The sequence below is a fragment of the Hyunsoonleella pacifica genome (genome assembly GCF_004310335.1).
In the GTDB taxonomy this organism is placed as follows: Bacteria; Bacteroidota; Bacteroidia; order Flavobacteriales; family Flavobacteriaceae; genus Jejuia; species Jejuia pacifica.
Genome location: NZ_SIRS01000003.1, coordinates 670,786 through 690,110, shown reverse-complemented (window position 1 = coordinate 690,110; position 19,325 = coordinate 670,786). Strand labels below are relative to the sequence as shown.

12 protein-coding genes are annotated in these 19,325 nt (G+C 33.4%); 6 read left to right on the top strand and 6 right to left on the bottom strand.

What is annotated here, in order from left to right:
* Positions 1-4,090 (bottom strand): M14 family zinc carboxypeptidase (locus EYD46_RS09180; protein WP_130936771.1); only part of this gene is annotated, 4,090 nt, incomplete at its 3' end.
* Between the two features lie 214 nt (positions 4,091-4,304).
* Here EYD46_RS09180 and EYD46_RS09175 point away from each other — a divergent pair.
* Together EYD46_RS09175 and EYD46_RS09170 are read left to right on the top strand one after the other, a co-directional pair.
* Positions 4,305-5,978 carry an ABC transporter ATP-binding protein gene (locus EYD46_RS09175; RefSeq protein WP_130936770.1) on the top strand — a complete coding sequence of 558 codons (1,674 nt, stop codon included), beginning with the start codon at positions 4,305-4,307 and terminating at the stop codon, positions 5,976-5,978.
* 444 nt (positions 5,979-6,422) lie between these two features.
* Positions 6,423-8,381: an acetoacetate--CoA ligase gene (locus EYD46_RS09170; protein WP_130936769.1), complete on the top strand. Its 1,959-nt coding sequence runs from the start codon at positions 6,423-6,425 to the stop codon at positions 8,379-8,381.
* On the opposite strand, the gene EYD46_RS09165 is transcribed toward EYD46_RS09170, so the two are convergent.
* The 4 genes from EYD46_RS09165 to trhO form a co-directional block, all read right to left on the bottom strand.
* A complete protein-coding gene (locus EYD46_RS09165; protein WP_130936768.1) occupies positions 8,378-10,732 on the bottom strand; it encodes a penicillin-binding protein 1A in 2,355 nt (784 codons plus the stop codon). The genes EYD46_RS09170 and EYD46_RS09165 overlap by 4 nt on opposite strands.
* A 90-nt stretch (positions 10,733-10,822) precedes the next feature.
* Positions 10,823-11,314 carry a gliding motility lipoprotein GldH gene (locus EYD46_RS09160; RefSeq protein WP_130936767.1) on the bottom strand — a complete coding sequence of 164 codons (492 nt, stop codon included), beginning with the start codon at positions 11,312-11,314 and terminating at the stop codon, positions 10,823-10,825.
* Positions 11,292-12,548, bottom strand: coding sequence for a PSP1 domain-containing protein (locus tag EYD46_RS09155; protein ID WP_130936766.1), 1,257 nt, complete (start codon positions 12,546-12,548; stop codon positions 11,292-11,294). The genes EYD46_RS09160 and EYD46_RS09155 overlap by 23 nt, the downstream gene beginning before the upstream one ends.
* 215 nt (positions 12,549-12,763) lie before the next feature.
* Positions 12,764-13,837: an oxygen-dependent tRNA uridine(34) hydroxylase TrhO gene (gene trhO, locus EYD46_RS09150; protein WP_130936765.1), complete on the bottom strand. Its 1,074-nt coding sequence runs from the start codon at positions 13,835-13,837 to the stop codon at positions 12,764-12,766.
* Positions 13,838-14,458: 621 nt separating this feature from the next.
* On the opposite strand from trhO, the gene recA reads away from it, so the two are divergent.
* Positions 14,459-15,460 carry a recombinase RecA gene (recA, locus tag EYD46_RS09145; RefSeq protein ID WP_130936764.1) on the top strand — a complete coding sequence of 334 codons (1,002 nt, stop codon included), beginning with the start codon at positions 14,459-14,461 and terminating at the stop codon, positions 15,458-15,460.
* 47 nt (positions 15,461-15,507) lie between these two features.
* Here recA and EYD46_RS09140 read toward each other — a convergent pair whose 3' ends face one another.
* Complete coding sequence (locus tag EYD46_RS09140; protein WP_130936763.1) at positions 15,508-16,578, bottom strand: hypothetical protein; 1,071 nt, start codon at positions 16,576-16,578, stop codon at positions 15,508-15,510.
* A gap of 135 nt (positions 16,579-16,713) precedes the next feature.
* Between EYD46_RS09140 and EYD46_RS09135 the strand changes: the two genes are divergently transcribed.
* Genes EYD46_RS09135 through EYD46_RS09125 form a run of 3 tightly spaced genes read left to right on the top strand, consistent with a single transcriptional unit; the run spans position 16,714 to position 19,296 of the window.
* The gene (locus tag EYD46_RS09135; RefSeq protein WP_130936762.1) at positions 16,714-17,124 is read left to right on the top strand and encodes a hypothetical protein; all 411 of its coding nucleotides are present in this window, start codon (positions 16,714-16,716) and stop codon (positions 17,122-17,124) included.
* A 28-nt stretch (positions 17,125-17,152) separates the two neighbouring features.
* Positions 17,153-17,695 (top strand): RNA polymerase sigma factor, encoded by a 543-nt coding sequence (locus EYD46_RS09130; RefSeq protein ID WP_130936761.1) that lies wholly within the window; start codon positions 17,153-17,155, stop codon positions 17,693-17,695.
* The gene (locus tag EYD46_RS09125) at positions 17,695-19,296 is read left to right on the top strand and encodes a hypothetical protein (protein ID WP_130936760.1); all 1,602 of its coding nucleotides are present in this window, start codon (positions 17,695-17,697) and stop codon (positions 19,294-19,296) included. The genes EYD46_RS09130 and EYD46_RS09125 overlap by 1 nt, the downstream gene beginning before the upstream one ends.
* Positions 19,297-19,325: the final 29 nt, after the last annotated feature.

The following is a 19,325-nucleotide window of genomic DNA, read 5'->3' as shown; positions in this document are numbered from 1 at the left end:
TAACAATGTTTGCCGTGATGTCTCCATCTAAATCATCTGTCGCTGTTGCGCCTGCTTCTGTGTAGATATCGCCTACGTTTAAGTCTATCGTAGCATTACCGTTTAATGTGATTACTGGTGCGGTGGTGTCTGATTCAATGGCAGTTAAGCTGATATCATCAATAGCAATATCTGCTTGCCAAGTACTCCCTACAAACCTATTAAACCGTAATTGAATACTTCCTCCTGCATAAGAAGCTAAGTCTAAATTAACTGTTAACCAAGAATTACCTTGATTTCCAGACTGACTCCAAATGCTGGTCCAATTAGCTCCGTCATCATTACTTATTTCTAAATCAATAGTACCCATATCTGTAGCTCCAAACATATGGTATTGGAAACTAAAATCAGCACTACTTGCGCTTGATAAATCAAAACAAGGAGAATTTATAATTGCGCGTTTATTGGGGTAACCCACTCCATTTGTTGAAGCTTCTACATATATATAATCTGAGCCTTCAATCGCAGCTGAGGGTCCAGTATTATTAGAAGGAGTGTTATTTGAGTTTACCAACCAATCTAAATCATCAGCTGATGACTGACTCCAATCTCCAATACTACCTTCAAACCCTTGAGTATACGGAAATACTGTTATCCCGCCTGTACACCCTGGCACTGCTTCTATAACATTTACCGTTCTTGTTACTTGAGTTGCTGCATTTCCTGCAGCGTCACTTACATCATAAGTTATAATATAGGTTCCTAGAGTACTCGTATCAACTGTATCTCCTGCTATTACTATATTACTACTAATATCCCCATCTACATTATCAGAGGCAGTAGCACCTTGTTCATTATATGTATTTCCAAGAATAACATCAACTGAAGTATTTCCATTTAGTGTAATAACTGGTGGTGTTGTGTCTACTCCGTTAAATACTGTAACGTTAATAGCATCAATAGCTATATCAGCTTGCCAAGTACTACCCACAAACCTATTGAATCGTAATTGTACACTTCCTCCAACATAAGCATCTAAATTAACATCAACCGCAAACCAAGAATTACCTTGATTTCCTGATTGACTCCAAATACTTGTCCAATTTGTTCCATTATCATTACTGATTTCCAAATCTATAGTTCCCATATCTGCAGCACCAAACATGTGGTACTGAAAACTAAATGTAGCCTGAAGCATCCCAGACAAATCAAAACAAGGCGAACTTATAATAGCGCGTTTGTCAGGGTAGCCTGTTCCTTCTATTGAGGCTTCAACATAAATATAACTAGAGCCTTCTATTGCAGCTGATGGTCCCGTATCTGAAGATGGTGTGGTTCCTGAGTTTACTAACCAGTCTAAATCATCTGCTGATGACTGACTCCAATCTCCAATGTTACCTTCAAACCCTTCGGCATAGGGAAAGCTATTAATAGAGGTTCCCGAACAAGCTACAAAGGCGTTTGTTGTAAAGTTGACTGATGCACTGTAATTTGATGGTGTTGATCCACAAAGGCTTCTAACCTGAACTTCATAATCTGTACTTTCAGTTAACCCTGTTAAGTTAGATGTTACTGAAGTTAATCCTGTAACATCTGTCCAAGTTGAAGTTCCAACAACACGATATCTTAAGTCATACGTAGCAGATGGTATGTTATCCCAAGAAATTGTAGCTGCAGTAGCTGTAATATTACTGGCTGTAACTGATGTAGGCACAGATAACACACATGGCGTTTGAATACTAATAACCCTAAAATCGTCAAAAGTAAATCCGTCAAAAGTAGTCGTTAAATCATCTTCTCTATTCAAACTGTCACTTTTAAGCCTAAAACGAATTTGCACATTACTCTGTCCCAACAAAAATGTGTTTTCAGTAGCATTGATATAAATCTCCTCCATTACCCATTTGTCCATCGTATCTCCATCGTAAACAATATCTCCATTTGTAGATTGATGGTTTCTAAAAGTTGATGTATTTTTATTTAAGTGAAAGTTGGTATCAAAACCAGCTGCTGGTTTATTATAATTTCCACAAAGGGCTGTCCAACTACCGCCTCCATTGGTACTTGCTTCAATTTGTACCAAATCATAATTACGCTCCAAATCCCATTTTGCATAATATTGAACCAATGCCTGCGATGTCGCTGATAAATCGATTGTTGAATTTAGAGTAATGGTTTTATTCTCATTATCACTGTAAGCACCAGATGGCGAATCTGTAATTGCAGCAGAACCAGAATAAGCATCCGTAGTTGTTCCCCAACTGCCTCCAGATGTAGTCCAATTAGAGGTTCCTGTAACATCTGGGTCATCTGCAAATAACACACTTGCCTGATAATACTTAACGTAGTTAGCCTGATAGAGCACAAAATCATCATTACTTAAGGTTACTTGAAATTCAATTTCATCATTAGGTTGTATGCCGGCATCTAAGGTATAAGGTACTGTTAAATTTCTTTGCTCTAATTTAGTCCACCCTGTTTGTGTTGAAGGGGACGTTATTGAGGTAATGTTTGAGGACACGGGAGTAACTGTTAACGTAATATCATCATAAGTTTTGCCTAAGTACTCCACCCCAAAGGTTAAATCTCCAGAAGTTGAGGAAATTGTACTAAGATTAAGGTCGTGTAATTTTGCAAATTTCCCAGAGTATAGTACGGAAAGGAAATTCATGCGCATAGCATTTTGAGCAATAGGTGTTATTTCTGAAGGTGCTGGCCAAAAGTCATCCCCATTTTCAGGCGCAAAAGCCAAAATATCTTTTCCAGAGCCAGAACTGGTTTGTCCTCCTGAAGTAACTGCTGGACCACCTAGCATCCAGTCGTTAGCATCTCCATTTGCAGAGGTTAGTGTATTTGGTGCTGACCCATAAATATATCGGTTATAATTTGTCAAATCATGACATATTTTGGCATATTCATCTTCACGTCCTGAATCTGCTGCTGAGAGACTTCCATTGTAAGACGATGTTACTATAGAATTTAATCCAGAATGATGGTTTACACCCACTTTAAAATCATGAAGTGCTACAAAATCTTGAACTATTTGTGTTTCAGGTTCAGAACCTGCAGATGCTCCTCTATAAGTGTTACTACTTTCAGTTGGAGATGATCCTGAATTATCAATACCCCAATAATAATTGAAATTTCTATTTAAATCAATCCCTCTAACATTATTTGATGTATTTGTAGTGCCATTATCAGCAACACCAGGTCTTAGATTTTTTCGTTGTAAACCTCCTCCATTAGGAGCAATAACTTCATTCCAACGTAACCCGTCAGGGTTAATTATCGGAATAAAATACAATTCTTGGTTATCAACTATATTTTTGATAAAAGGATCACTACTATAATTCTCAAGTATGTACCACATATAATACATAATATTCATAAGGCTATTAGCCTCTCTAGCATGAATCATCCCTGTAATTAAGGTTTCTGGCTCATCAGATTCATCAATGTCTGGATTATCAGAAATTCTAACATAGTATACTGTTTGCCCTGACCATGTTGTTCCTCCAGTTGAGTTGCCATGAGTAGTTTGACCAGAAGGAGAAGCATCAGTTTTAACAGAGATAAGATTTGGATACAAACTGCGCATTAAATCTAATTGTGCTAGGGTTTCACTAACTGTTAAACAACCACCCATACTCCCTAATTGAAAGTTTGTAGGCACTGCCCAGTTTATTTCTTCACATTCATCGTGCTGGGTAGGATTACCAACTAAGATATTTTGTAAGCTCAAACTTTTTTGTGTGTTAGATCCACTTAATTGTTTTTTAGGTTTCTTCTTTAAACTTTTAAGTCTGTTTCTTGCAAGTGGTAATTCAAAAGTATTCCTATCACTATAGTATTTAGTTAAATCATCTATCAATATTTGATAATTAATCCCACTTTTTTGTAATGCTTGTAGTTCAGTATAACTAAGTTCCATTTCTAAGTTATTGTTTACAAATCTTGGACCACAGGTTAAATCTATACCTGATTTCTGTATTTTATGAATTGTAAATTGAGAAGGATTAGCTATTGAAATTCGTTTTGGTGTTTGTTTTTCTTGAGCAAAAACAAAAAGCATATTAAAAAGAAAAATGAGGGTAAAAGTAATTTTTTTCATGTGGTTGGTTGGTTAATAAGATTAATATACATTATCAAAGTAATATTTTTTTACCAGAAAACACTCACTTTACATATTGATTTTAAGGTATTTATCGTTTTTATGGAAAAGCCATATTTCTCACAAAGAAAAAACCTACATTTATATATTAGCTCTTACTAACATGAGTATGAAACTTCTATTTAGTATATTTGAAAACACTGTTTCATAATAAATGACACCAATCCTATCTGTAAAACACCTCTTTATTACTTTTAATAAAACAGAGGTTATTCAAAACATTTCATACGATTTAAATAAAAATGAAATACTAGGTATAGTAGGAGAGTCTGGTTCAGGAAAATCTGTTTCTTCTTTAGCTATTTTAGGTTTATTACCTAAACGAATTTCCGAAATTTCAAACGGGAGTATTCTTTATAATGATATTGATTTAACACAGCTTACTAACAAAGCTTTTCAAAATATAAGAGGTAATAAAATAGCAATGATTTTCCAAGAACCTATGAGTTCATTAAACCCATCTATGACGTGCGGTAAACAAGTACAAGAAATCTTATTACAACATACTAGTCTTTCAAAAATTGAAACTAAAAACGAAACCCTTTCCTTATTTGAAAAAGTAAAACTACCAAACATTGAACGCGTTTTTAAAGCTTATCCTCATGAAATTTCTGGCGGACAAAAACAACGGGTAATGATTGCTATGGCTATTGCCTGCAAACCAGATATTTTAATTGCAGATGAACCAACGACTGCTTTAGATGTTACCGTTCAAAAAGAAATTATTAACCTGATAAAAGAGCTACAAGAGGAAACAAAAATGAGTGTTATATTTATTACACACGACTTAGCTTTGATTTCTGAGATAGCTGACAGGGTTTTGGTAATGTATAAAGGTAAAATTGTTGAAAAAGGTAGTATAAAAGCTATTTTTAAAAATCCTAAAGAGGATTACACAAAAGCATTAATAAATGCCAGACCTTCTTTAAAAGAACGCTTAAAAGTATTACCAACAATTAAGGATTTTTTAAATGATGCTTTAAAGTCTGAAATCATAACATCTGCTGATCGCCAAAAGGTTCATGAGAAATTATATAGTCAACCTCCTTTACTAGAAGTAATTGATGTAGAAAAAGAATACGTTTCAAAATCAGGTTGGTTGTCAAAACCACAAACGTTTAAAGCTGTAAATGGCATAAGTTTTAAACTGTATGAAGGTGAAACCTTAGGTTTAGTTGGAGAGTCTGGTTGCGGGAAATCCACTTTAGGCAATGCTATTTTGCAACTAGATAAAGCAACAGCTGGTGTTATTAATTATAAAGGTATAGATATTACTAAGCTTTCTACTTCTAAAACTAGAGCACTAAGAAAAGATATTCAAATTATATTTCAAGATCCTTTTGCCTCTTTAAACCCTAGAATTCCAATAGGGAAAGCGATACTAGAACCTATGAAGGTTCATAAGCTTTATGCAACTAACGATGAACGCAAAATTAAAGTGATTGAAATTTTAGAACGCGTTGGTTTATCAGAAGCTTATTTTAACAGATATCCTCACGAGTTTTCTGGAGGTCAACGCCAACGTATAGGTATTGCTAGAACCATTGCGTTACGACCAAAATTAATTGTTTGTGATGAATCCGTTTCCGCTTTAGATATTTCCGTACAAGCACAAGTTTTAAATTTACTAAATGAGCTTAAAACCGATTTTGGATTTACATATATTTTTATATCTCATGATTTGGCGGTAGTAAAATATATGGCAGATCAACTATTAGTAATGAATAAAGGGAAAATTGAGGAACTAGGAGATGCAGATAGTATTTATACTAATCCTGAGAAAACATATACTAAGAAGTTAATTGATTCTATTCCAAAAGGAATATAAAAGGAAATCTTGCTAAAAACCTAAAAAAATAGACGCTTAGCAAGATTAAATAACATTTAGCTTATCACTCTTTTAGATTAAAGCATAAATATTTTTTTTGTTAAATAAAGAAAGCCTTTTACAAATCGTATTTGTTCACTCAAAGTCTCTTTAAATTTACTTTCCTTTTTTGTAGGTTGTTCAGGTAGATTTGTTGCCATATCTAAGAATTTTAAGTTTATGATAGATTTGGGGGAAATCTATTTTAATCTGGTTGATTTGGGACAGCTAATATAGCATACATTTTCAAATACATCGTTTAAAAACACATAAAATCGATTAAGTGCAATTTATTTTAACATTTTGACCGATAAAAAATATATCACTATTCCTAAGCATATATATTTTTTACTATTTGTCACCTATATAAATTCTATATTTGATAAAGAATATAATTAAGGTTTTATGAAAAAGCTTTGGGAAGGGTCTAATCAGTTTAAGAAAGACAGCCATTTACAACTATATTGTAATTGGCTGAAACAAAACCACAATCTCAAGTTTCGAGATTACCACGAACTATGGGAATGGTCTACAAATAATATTGAAGATTTCTGGGAAAGTATTTGGCAATACTTCAAAATAAAATCACATTCGCCATACACGAAAGTTTTGTCTTCAGATGATATGCCAAACTGTAACTGGTTTGAAGGCGCTACTTTAAATTATGCCGAACATATTTTTAGAGTATCTAAACCAAATAAAACCGCTATTTATTTTAGTAATGAAAGTGGTATACATCGAAAGATTTCTTGGAAAGCACTTGAAAAAAAAGTAGCATCCATGGCAATGTATTTTAAATCTTTGGGTGTAACAAAAGGTGATCGTGTTGTGGGGTTCTTACCTAACATCCCAGAAGCTACCATAGCATTTCTAGCAGCAAATGCAATAGGTGCAGTCTGGTCTAGTAGCTCTCCAGATTTTGGGACTGAAAGTGTAGTAAACCGTTTTGCTCAAATAGAACCTAAAGTTCTTATCGCAGTTGATGGTTACAATTACAATGGAAAACCATACGACAAAACAGAAACAGTAAAGGAAATTGTATCAGGGCTTTCCTCTCTAAAAAAAGTAGTGGTGTTACCATATCTAAATACAAATGCACTTGATGATTTCCCTGAAGACTATATGAATATTAATTCCATTTTTGAAATGGAAGGTGGCAGTTTAGAGTTTCAACCTGTAGATTTCAACCATCCTATTTGGGTGTTATACTCCTCAGGAACTACAGGTTTGCCTAAAGCCATTGTACATTCTCATGGCGGAATTTTATTGGAGCATTATAAATACATGGCATTTCATAACGACACAAAACCAGATGAACGCTATTTTTGGTTTACCACAACGGGTTGGATGATGTGGAACTTTTTACAATCTGCCTTATTAATGGGAGCTTCAATGGTATTATATGATGGTTCTCCAACATATCCAAAATTTGATGCGCTTTGGCGTTTTTCAGATAAACTGGAAGTTAACCATTTTGGTACAAGTGCACCTTTTTTGGTCGCTAATATGAAGAAGGACATTAATTTAAAAGAAGAGCATAATTTATCTTCAATCCGTTCTATAAGTTCAACTGGGGCACCTTTACCTGCTGAGGCATTTGATTATGTATATGACAATATAAAAACTGATGTATGGTTATGCTCAATGGCTGGTGGAACTGATGTATGCACAGCTTTTGTTGGAGGTATACCTTTTAATCCTGTTTATTCTGGAGAAATTCAATGTCGTGCTTTGGGAGTATCATTACATGCATTAGATAATACTGGTAAACCCGTTAAAAATGAGCTAGGCGAAATGGTTATTGATAAACCTATGCCTTCCATGCCTATTTACTTTTGGAATGACAAAGATAACACGCGTTATAAATCTAGCTATTTTGAAGATTATCCGGGGAAATGGCGCCATGGTGATTTTATTAAAATAAACTCTAAAACCGGAGGTTTGGTAATTTATGGACGCTCTGATGCTACCTTAAACCGACACGGTATTAGAATTGGTACAAGTGAAATATATAGTGCTGTAAATAAAATTTCAGCTATTGAAGACTCTTTAATTATCAATTTAGAATTGGATGAAGGCAAGCATTACATGCCGCTATTTATTAAGCTTAAATCTGGTTTTGAATTATCAGAAGACATAAAGTCAAATATCAATAATCAATTAAAAACAGACTATTCGCCGCGACATGTTCCTGATGAAATTATTGAAGTTAAAGACATTCCTTACACTATAAGCGGCAAAAAAATGGAAGCCCCTATTAAAAAGATTTTGCTAAAAATGCCTATTGAAACCTCTATAAATTTAGATGCCATGCGAAATCCAGAGTCTGTTAATTTCTTTCTAGAATTTGCGAAACAAATTTAAAATTCTAAATCTTCAGGAACTTCATCATCATTTAAATCATCAGCATCAATTACAGTTTTTCCAGTTGCTTTAGAACAATCTACAACAATAGAAAGGTTTTTAGGCTCTGCAAAGTCTTCCTTAGAAATATTTAATTCTTCATCAGCATAACAACTTTTCATATATAACCCCCAAATTGGTAATGCCATTACACCTCCTTGTCCATAATTAATTGTTCTAAAATGTATAGATCGCTCTTCTCCTCCAACCCAAACACCAGTTACCAAATTAGGCACCATACCCATAAACCAACCATCACTTTGATTTTGTGTAGTTCCTGTTTTTCCTGCTATAGGATTTGTAAACTCGTAAGGATAGCCAGTCACAACTTCTCTATATGCAGCTCTATAAGAATCAACTCCTCGTGTTCTTAAATGAACTCCAGAACCAGATTGCGTAACGCCTTCCATAAGTTTAACCGTAACATATGCTGTTTCTTCACTTAATACATCTCGAGTCTCTGGTTTAAATTGGTATAAAATTGTACCATTTTTATCTTCAATACTAGTTACCATAACAGGTTTTGTATACACTCCTTTATTTGCTATGGCAGCATAGGCACCAACCATTTCATACAAACTAATGTCTGGAGTTCCAAGTGCGATAGATGGTACAGGAGGGATTTCAGACTCTATACCCAACTTTTTTGCTAAATCAGCAACAGTTTGTGGCCCAACCTTATCAATTAAACGTGCAGTAACTGTATTAACAGAATTAGCTAATGCGTTTTTTAAACTGCGATTACCACCATAATTATGATTTGAATTTTTAGGACACCACTCTTCAGGGTTACCGTATTTATTAGCTTCTATACAAAACGGTGTGTCTGGAAACTCATCACATGGCGAAAAATGTAATTGATCTATTGCAGAGGTATATACAAAAGGCTTAAAGGTAGAACCTATTTGACGTTTCCCTTGTTTTACCATATCGTATTGAAAATGCTTGTAATCCATACCTCCTACCCAAGCTTTAACGTGTCCTGTACGAGGATCCATAGACATCATACCTGTTCTTAAGAACGATTTGTAATAACGCATAGAGTCCATAGGTTTCATAATGGTATCTATTTCAGAAGGCCTTCCATCCTTCCATGCAAAAACCGACATTGCTACTGGCTTTTGAAAAGATGCTATAACCTCTTCATTCGATTTTTTTAAATCATATTTCATATGCCTCCAACGCTCTGATTGACGCATAGAACGATTCATCAAATCTTTTATCTCTTCGTTATCTAACTCTAAAAATGGTGCTGTTGGATTTCTTTTTGGTGTATTCTGAACAAAAAATTCAGCTTGTAGCCTAGGCATGTGTTGTTGTACAGCGTCTTCGGCATATTTTTGCATGCGTGAATCTATTGTCGTATAAATCGTTAAACCATCATTATATAAACTCCATTTAGTGCCATCTGGTTTTGGGTTTTTCTTAATCCAGTCTTTCATAAATGTTGCTAGATATCCTCTAAAATAAGTAGCAATTCCGTCACGGTGGGATTGTGGTGTGTATTTTAAATCTAAATCCGTTTTTTGAAGTGAGTCTTTAGTTTTTTCATCAATGTAATCGTATTTATGCATTTGAGCTAGTACAACATTTCTTCTATCCTTGACTCTCTCAGGATACTTTCTAGGATTAAAATAAGAAGCGTTTTTAAACATTCCTACTAACATTGCAACTTCCTTTAAATTTAGCTCCTTTGGTTCTTTATCAAAGTAAATACTCGCTGCGCTTCTGATACCATCAGCATTATTTAAAAAATCATAAATGTTAAAGTATTGAGCTATAATTTCTTCTTTAGTGTACTGACGTTCTAAACGTGTAGCTATAATCCATTCCTTAACTTTTTGAAAAACTCTTTCAAATTTACTACTAGAGACTTTAACTGTAAAAAGTTGTTTTGCTAATTGTTGTGATATTGTGCTAGCGCCACCACCTCCACCAAGCTTAGCTATAGCGCGTAATGTTCCTCTAGCATCAATACCAGAATGTTCATGAAAACGTACGTCTTCAGTGGCTATTAAGGCATCAACTAAATGTTTTGGTAATTCTTCATAACCTACAGGTGTCCTGTTATCATTAAAATAAAACTTGCCTAATGTTTTACCATCAGAAGAAATAATCTCAGTAGCTAAATTAGTTTTTGGGTTTTCTAAAACAGTATGATCAGGCATTTCTCCGAGAACACCCCAAGACGCTAATAAAAACACTAGAATTAATCCAAAAATTCCGCCTAAAAACACCATCCAAAACCATCTGATATATTTTGAAAAGCTTTGAACTGAGGCCGCCTCTTTTTTTGCTTTTGTTTTTGCCATTTATTCTTAAATATTAAAGACACTTTGCCATCGGTTTGTTTTAAAGAAAAACAAAAGACTCAGTGTGACAATTGATACTTTTTTATTTACTTATTGTGGTTTTTCAACTCTAAAACCTACATCTGTAATACCTTCTAAAGATTCAACACCATTTACTTTACCATGTTCTCTCATGGCATGTTGAATTTTAACTTCATATTCTCCAAATTCGTTAAAAACAACGCTTTCTTTATACCACAATTTATTCTCTTTTACATCAGAGACACCTGTACCTAATAACTTCCCTGAAGGTTCGGCCATACGATATTCTAAAGTGTCCTTAATTGTTTTCCCATGAGGAAAAGTCATTTCAACTATTAAAAATAAATTGTTGTACTTATAGGCATTAGTATTTCTAAGGTTTACAAATAAATTATAAAGGTTAGTTGTATCTGGTGGGTTAATTTTAAAACTTGCAATAGAATCTTTATGCCATGCATCAGGCAAAGCTTTATAGGTATCAAAAACTCGGTTTTTGTCACAAGACATCACACAAAAAAACAATAGTATTACTAAGACACTATTTTTGATTTTTCTTAGCATTTTGCGGTTTTCTTTTATTGTTTCGTCTTCTTTTATTTTTGTTTGTGTTATTGTTGTTGGTAGTTTCCTTTTTATTGCCTTGATTTCCTTTTGTATTTCTTTGATTACCCTTGCGCTTATTATTTCTACGTTTTTTATTACGTTTTGGACTATCAAAACGGGTTAAACTGTCTTGCCCAACAACGTTTTCAAATTCCACTTTAGTATCTTCAACTAGGTCTAAAGCATATTCTTCGAGGCTTACTACCTTTTTATTTTGAGTATTTAGCTCAATAATTTCATTGGCTTGCTGTACTGTTATTTTATGCCAATTCATCCACTCTCCTTCATAAGCATACCACATGTAACCTTTAAAAATATCGGTTTTTTGGCATACTGCAGTGCCTTTTTCAGTCTGTAGTTTTACATCTGTTTTAGGAAAGTCTTTTAAAGCATCTAAATAGGTGTCTAACTCATAATTTAAACAACATTTTAGTTTTCCACATTGTCCTGCTAACTTTTGTGGGTTTAGCGATAATTGCTGATAACGTGCCGCAGAGGTACTTACCGAACGAAAATCTGTTAACCAAGTGGAACAACATAATTCACGTCCACAAGACCCTATACCACCAAGCCTAGAGGCTTCTTGACGAAACCCAACTTGACGCATTTCTATGCGTGTTCTAAATTCTCTTGCAAAAACTTTAATGAGTTCTCTAAAATCTACACGCTCTTCAGCAGTATAATAAAATGTAGCTTTACTACCATCACCTTGAAATTCAATGTCAGAAATTTTCATCTCTAGGCGTAAATCTATAGCAAACTGGCGTGCTTTTACTTTCATAGGCTCTTCTCTATCACGAGATTTTTGCCATATATCAATATCTTTTTGAGATGCTTTTCTGTAGATTTTTAAAATATCTTCTCCTTCTGGCGCAATATTTTTACGTTTCATTTGTACACGCACTAATTCGCCAGTGAGCGTTACCATACCAATATCATGACCTGCCTGAGCCTGAGTGGCTACTATATCTCCTATACTTAACGTTAAGTTTTCAGTATTTTCGTAGTAGTGTTTTCTACCATTTTTATAACGAATCTCAACCCAGTTAAAAGGTTTCTCACCATTTGGGAGTGACATGTTTGCTAACCAATCAAAAACCGTTAGTTTATTACAACTGTCTGTCCCACAAGTACCATTATTTTTGCAGCCCTTTGGAGAACCGTCTTTAGTTGAGCAACTTGCGCAAGCCATATTTTATATATTGAATCCGTTAATAATTAAGTTATTACGAATGAAGATTCATACCTGATGATTTATAAAATGCTTTAAAACACTTTAAAATGTAAATATAGGATTATCTCAGTACTTAAAAAAGAGGATTAACAATCTCTAGAACTAATTTATCCAAATCTCATAGAAACAGATTACATAGTTAATCCAAAATAAAGTACTAATCCTTTCTATAATTAAGACTTTTCGTGTTTTAAAGTTTCAAAAATATTCCTTAAATCCTTTTTATAAGGTAAATGGTCTGCACGCCCTTTCTTAAAAATGTCATTGCTATTACCTTGGCCTTTACGCAATGCTTTTTGCTCCTCGTAAGGTAAAGCATGTATCTCTTTACACGCTGTTGAGCAACAGTTGTTCATCTCCTCCTTACATGAATCACATTGAATAAATAATAAATGGCAAGCATCATTAGCACAATTAGTATGCACATCAAAAGGCGCTCCGCATTGATGACATTTTGCAATCACATCTTCACTAATTTTTTCGGCTCTGCGCTCATCAAATACAAAATTTTTACCAATAAATTTATTTTCAAGATTGTGCTCTTTAACCTGTCTGGTATATTCAATAATACCCCCTTCTAACTGAAATACATTCTTAAAACCCTTATGCTTAAAGTACGCACTTGCTTTTTCACAACGTATACCACCCGTACAGTACATTACTAAATTTTTATCTTCTTTGTGTGCCTTCAAATCGTCCTCAATAATATCTAAAGACTCTCTAAATGTATCAACATCAGGTGTAACAGCGTTTTTAAAATGCCCTATTTCACTTTCATAATGGTTACGCATATCTACCAAAACGGTATTCTCATCCTCAATAAGCGTGTTAAATCTATCAGCATCAACATGTACGCCTTTATTGGTTACATCAAACGTATCATCATTTAATCCATCAGCTACAATTTTATGGCGCACTTTTACCTTCAATTTTAAAAAAGACATGTTATCCTGCTCTACAGCAATATTTAAACGAATATCTTTCAAAAAATCAATAGTGTCTAGATGTGTTTTAAATTCTTGAAAACGATCTGCAGGAAGCGATAATTGCCCATTAATACCTTCGGTTGCTACATAAATTCTACCTAAAACGTCAAGGGAATTCCAAACTATAAAAAGCTGATCTCTAAATTCTTGAGGATTATCAATTTTGGCGTAGGTGTAAAAAGAAAGTGTTAATCGATCCTTACCAGCTTTTTCGATTAATTCTGCCCTTTCCTTTGCGCTTAATGTATTGTACAGTTGCATGCTATACTAATTTTTTAAGGTTAAGAAATATTTTAAAGCACAAAAGTACAATTTATTACCAAGTATGCTAATTTCAACACATAATTTGGGCGTTACCACGCTTTAGGCGCGGTCGGGCTTTCACTACTCAATCCCTCCTATGTCGGGGATTTCAAACATACCGTTCAATCCCTAACGCAACTTATCCGCCAAAGTCATTCTCAAATTCATACTATCAAAACATTTGGAGAAATAAAGGCATAAAAAAAGCACTTTTATTAGGAACAAAGTGCTTTTTTCGAGTAACTCATCATTAAATTTTTCTTTTTCATAAATAAAATTAATAAGAGTTAGCTGCAATGGGCTTAACACAATTCTATAATCTGATATACAATGATTGAAACGCCTAATGCTTTATATAAATGGGATTTGGAATTATAAATTTTCTTTTTCACGGCAAAATTTTACCCACTTTAACATTAGATGCAGAAAAAATAAAAAGGTTGCGTCTCGATTAAAAAAAAATTTTTTTAGCTAAAAAATACAGCTATCAAATTTCCTGTATTTGTGTTGAAAACTATTATTGTAACATCTAGAAAGATATAGTATTTTAGCATGAATAATTTTACATCAAAGAAGATAATGAGCAGCGAAAAAGAAGCAAAATTAAAAGCATTAAAATTAACGTTAGATAAGCTAGATAAAGCTTACGGTAAAGGCACCGTAATGAAAATGAGTGATGCCGCAGTGGTAGATGTAGATGCCATCCCATCAGGGTCTTTAGGGTTAGATATTGCCTTAGGCGTGGGAGGTTATCCTCGTGGCCGTGTCATTGAAATTTACGGACCTGAATCTTCAGGTAAAACTACTTTAACATTGCATGCTATAGCCGAAGCACAAAAAGCAGGAGGAATAGCAGCTTTTATAGATGCAGAACATGCTTTTGATAGGTTTTATGCCGAAAAATTAGGTGTAGATATAGATAACCTCATCATTTCTCAACCAGATAATGGAGAGCAAGCTCTAGAAATTGCCGATAACTTAATCCGTTCTGGAGCTATCGATATTGTTGTAGTAGATTCTGTAGCAGCATTAACTCCCAAAAGTGAAATAGAAGGAGAAATGGGGGACTCTAAAATGGGCTTACATGCACGTTTAATGTCTCAAGCTTTAAGAAAACTAACCGCTTCTATTAGCAAAACAAATTGTACTGTAATCTTTATTAACCAATTGCGCGAAAAAATTGGGGTAATGTTCGGTAATCCAGAAACAACAACAGGTGGTAATGCACTAAAATTCTATGCTTCAGTACGAATAGATATTCGTAGATCTACGCAAATTAAAGATAGTAATGGTGAAGTTTTAGGAAATAAAACCCGTGTTAAGGTTGTAAAAAATAAAGTTGCACCACCATTTAGGATGTGTGAATTTGATATTATGTACGGAGAAGGGGTATCGAAAGTTGGAGAAATATTAGATGTAGCTGTAGAACACAACATTATAAAGAAAAGTGGTTCGTGGTTTAGCTATGGTGAAACCAAACTGGGACAAGGTAGAGACGCTGTAAAAGCAATTATAAAAGATAACCCAGAGTTATTTGAAGAACTAGAAGAAAAAATTAAAGAAGTTATCAAAGGCGAATAACATTCCTTATTATAATTAAAAAATCCCGCATTGACGGGATTTTTAGTTTAATCATAAATAGGATTATCTGGATCATAATTATCGTAATTTCTGAGAAAAGGATCACTTAGTATTGTGAATTTTTCATTATCAATTTCTATTGAAAAAATGCCTCTCGTAATATATACTTTGTTTAAATAGAAATTACGACTTGATTTATAACCTCTGTTAGTAATGCTATTAACATTAGTCCATTTTTCTGGAAATCCAAACCTGAAAGGATTAGTAATACCATTATACTCACAGTAAGAACCAGGTTCTAGTTCCCATGATATTGGATAACTGACATACTTACCTCCCCCTGGAATTCTGATGAATCCGGAAATTCTTGAAAAATAATCATATCTACTAAATATATTACTGGTATTCCTTTTTTTACCAACCTCCCAAATTACAGCCATAAAGTCATTTAGAAACAAAATACCAGAATCATTTTGTATTAATTTATTGGATGTTTGCCCTCCATTGTTATCTTCCAGTTGAACATTACCTTCAATAATTAAACCTTGCATTAATTCTTGAGATTCATTTGTTGAGTTAGAGTTTAAGTCTAGCAATTCATCATTTACCATAACTCTGGCTTCTTCATTTAAAATGTTAGAAAGTTTATCTCCGAAAACACTTGACACTTCAAATTTTGATTGAACTAAAAACTTACTAAAGTTGTTAAATAACTCATCCGCTTTTTGCGGGTTGAGGAGCTTCAAGGAATTGATTTCTTCTACAATACTTTGCAAACTAGTAAAACCTAGTTTTTCTCTTAATTCATAAACATTTTTTAAACTCTTCTTATGATAACCCTCTAAAGCAGGTAAGATTTTTGAATAATCTATTTCTTTAATATTAGATGTAACAGAAGAATTTGGTATACTCGAATAACTTACATCATAAATCCTATGTTCCTGTTCCCTTTTTAAAATATCTATTTCAGATATAGTGTTTTTTAAATCCTCAATTGATGTAAAAGTCAAAATATTTTTTTCAGACAATGAATTTTCCATTTCCGGAATAAAATCATCCTTTTCACTACAGGAAAATAATAAACCGAAAACATATAACAATACAAAAAACTTTTTCATTTTATAAGAATTTTACATGTAAATATATAAGTTTTTTCTTTTAATAAAGAATCAAAATGCCTTTATTTATTTTTTTACGCAACCTTATGTGAGATGTTGCATCTATATATAAATTAAAAAGCCCAAATTTTTATTATGAAAAAAATTGTATTTTTCATATTTGTGTTTATTTCATTCTTCTCTTGCAACAAGAATGATGATAATTTGTCATTTAAAAGTGTTTTCATACCTATTGAAAGTGTAGATATTCCAGACGAATTTACATTAGGAGAAGTACATACTATAGGAGTGACCTATAAAAGACCTTCAAACTGTCATATCTTTGGAAAGTTTTATTATGCTCCGCATAATAATGAAAGAACGGTTGCAGTAGTAAATACAGTGTTTGAGCGTAATGATTGTATTGATTTAGTTGATGAAACTCTTACAGCCACTTTTAATTTTCAAGTTACCAGTAATGTTTCTTATATTTTTAAATTTTGGCAGGGCAAAGACGATAATAATGAGGATATATTTCTAGAGATAGAAGTACCAGTAACTAATTAAACTAAGTGTAAATTAATTTTTGTGTCATTTGAGTTTAAACCAACTCATAGAAAAATGTAAAGCCAATGATACTAAAGCACAAGGGGAACTATATAAGCTCTTTTCGGGCAAGTTATTTTCTACATGCTTAAAGTATTCGCGCAATTATGCAGAAGCACAAGATAATTTACAAGACGCATTTTTAACCATTTTTAATAAAATTGAACAATATAAACATAAAGGCTCTTTTGAAGGTTGGCTAAAACGGGTTACAGTAAATACTGTATTGCAACGCTATCGTAACGAAAAAGTTTTTGATATTATAAATGAAAACATAACCGAAGATGTAGAAGTAGAAGTTGACGAGGATGAAATCTCCATTGATTATCTTCTGCAAATTATACAAGATTTACCCGACAGGTACAGATTGGTTTTTAACCTTTATGCACTTGATGGGTATTCTCATAAAAATATAGCAGAAATGCTAGAAATTACTGTAGGAACTTCAAAATCTAACCTAGCAAGAGCAAGGCAAATTTTGAAGCAAACTATAGAACAACATAACAAAAAGAAAAACCTACAATCCTTGTAATGGGAGATAAAAAACATATAGACAGACTATATCAGGAACACTTTAAAGATTTTGAAGTGCAGCCAGATGATACTGTTTGGAACAACATAGAAGCTAAGCTTAACGAAAAGAAGAAAAAGCAAAGGGTTATCCCTATTTGGTGGCGTTATGCTGGTGTAGCTGCACTTTTAGCAGTAATGCTTACAATTGGTGTGTCTCTATTTAACAATGATGAAGTAGAACAAATAACACCACAAATAGTTGATACCGAGCAAACAGATATAGAAAATACTATTAATGAAAACCTTCAAAATAGCAGTGATACCAATAGTGAAGCAAAGAATAGTGTTATTGCAGAAGATAAAACTGAGGTTGAAACAAATGATATTCTAAAAAGTACCAAAGGGAATAATACTAACTCTTCATTTAATCAAACTAAGAAAGTAAACAAGAATATAATTCCTAAAGAACAATCATCATCAATTGCTAACACTAATACAAATGAAGAAACTTATAAGAAAACTTTTAAAGCACCTTCAAAAGATGATAACCCTGCAATTATAACTTACAAAGATCATATAACTAAAACTGAGATTGCAAATCTTAAAGATAATTCTGAAAAAGAAACTTCATCAACCCAAGAAAGTAGATCAGATAAGCATAAAACAAATCTTGTAAAGAATACTATAGTTACTAAACAAAATAATACAATTACTTCAGATAAGGAAAATACCGAGCATAAAACTACAGTGCCTGTAGAGAATAAAGCTAAGCAAGAAGTTGCAGAAAACAACACCAAGGAAGGTAAGCAATCTATTGGAGAAGCTATTGAGCAAAACAAATCGCTCCTTGAAGAAGAAAAGACTGAAGTCGCATTTAATAAATGGAGTGTAGCTCCAAATGTAGCACCCGTATATTTTAGTAGCTTAGGAAAAGGATCATCTATAGGTGCCCAGTTCAATGAAAACTCTAAAAGTGGCGAAGTAAATATGAGCTACGGTCTCAACGCTAGCTATGCTATAAATAAACGGCTTACCGTACGCTCTGGGATCAATCGTGTAAACTTAGGTTATAATACTAATGACGTTGTAGTTTTTAGTACTGTAAATGCTAGTGCTAGTACCCAAACATTACGTACAATAAGTGGCACTGTCACCAACAATACTGCAGGAACATCAGCTATTAGTGCGGGAGATAATGTTGCTATAATGAGTGCTAATACATTTAAATCGAACAACATTACACCTTTTGAGGCTACTAATACTAGCATCAATCAGTCGTTTGGTTTTATTGAGGTACCCTTGGAATTACAATATACCATCTCCAATAAGCGCTTAGGTTTAAATGTTATTGGAGGATTTAGCTCTTTGTTTCTAAACAATTACGAATCGGCTTCTGTAATAGAAGGACAGCGCACGCTATTACAAGAAAACGACACTAGTATTAACAACACCAGTTATAGTGCCAACTTTGGTTTAGGTGTAAATTATAAAATATCAGAAAAGATTAATTTAAATTTTGAACCAATGTTCAAATATCAAATTAACACTTTTAGAAATACGTCTGGTGATTTTCAACCTTTCTTTATTGGGGTTTACACCGGATTCGGAATTAAATTTTAGGTTTTTGGTTAGATGATATCGGCTTCCTT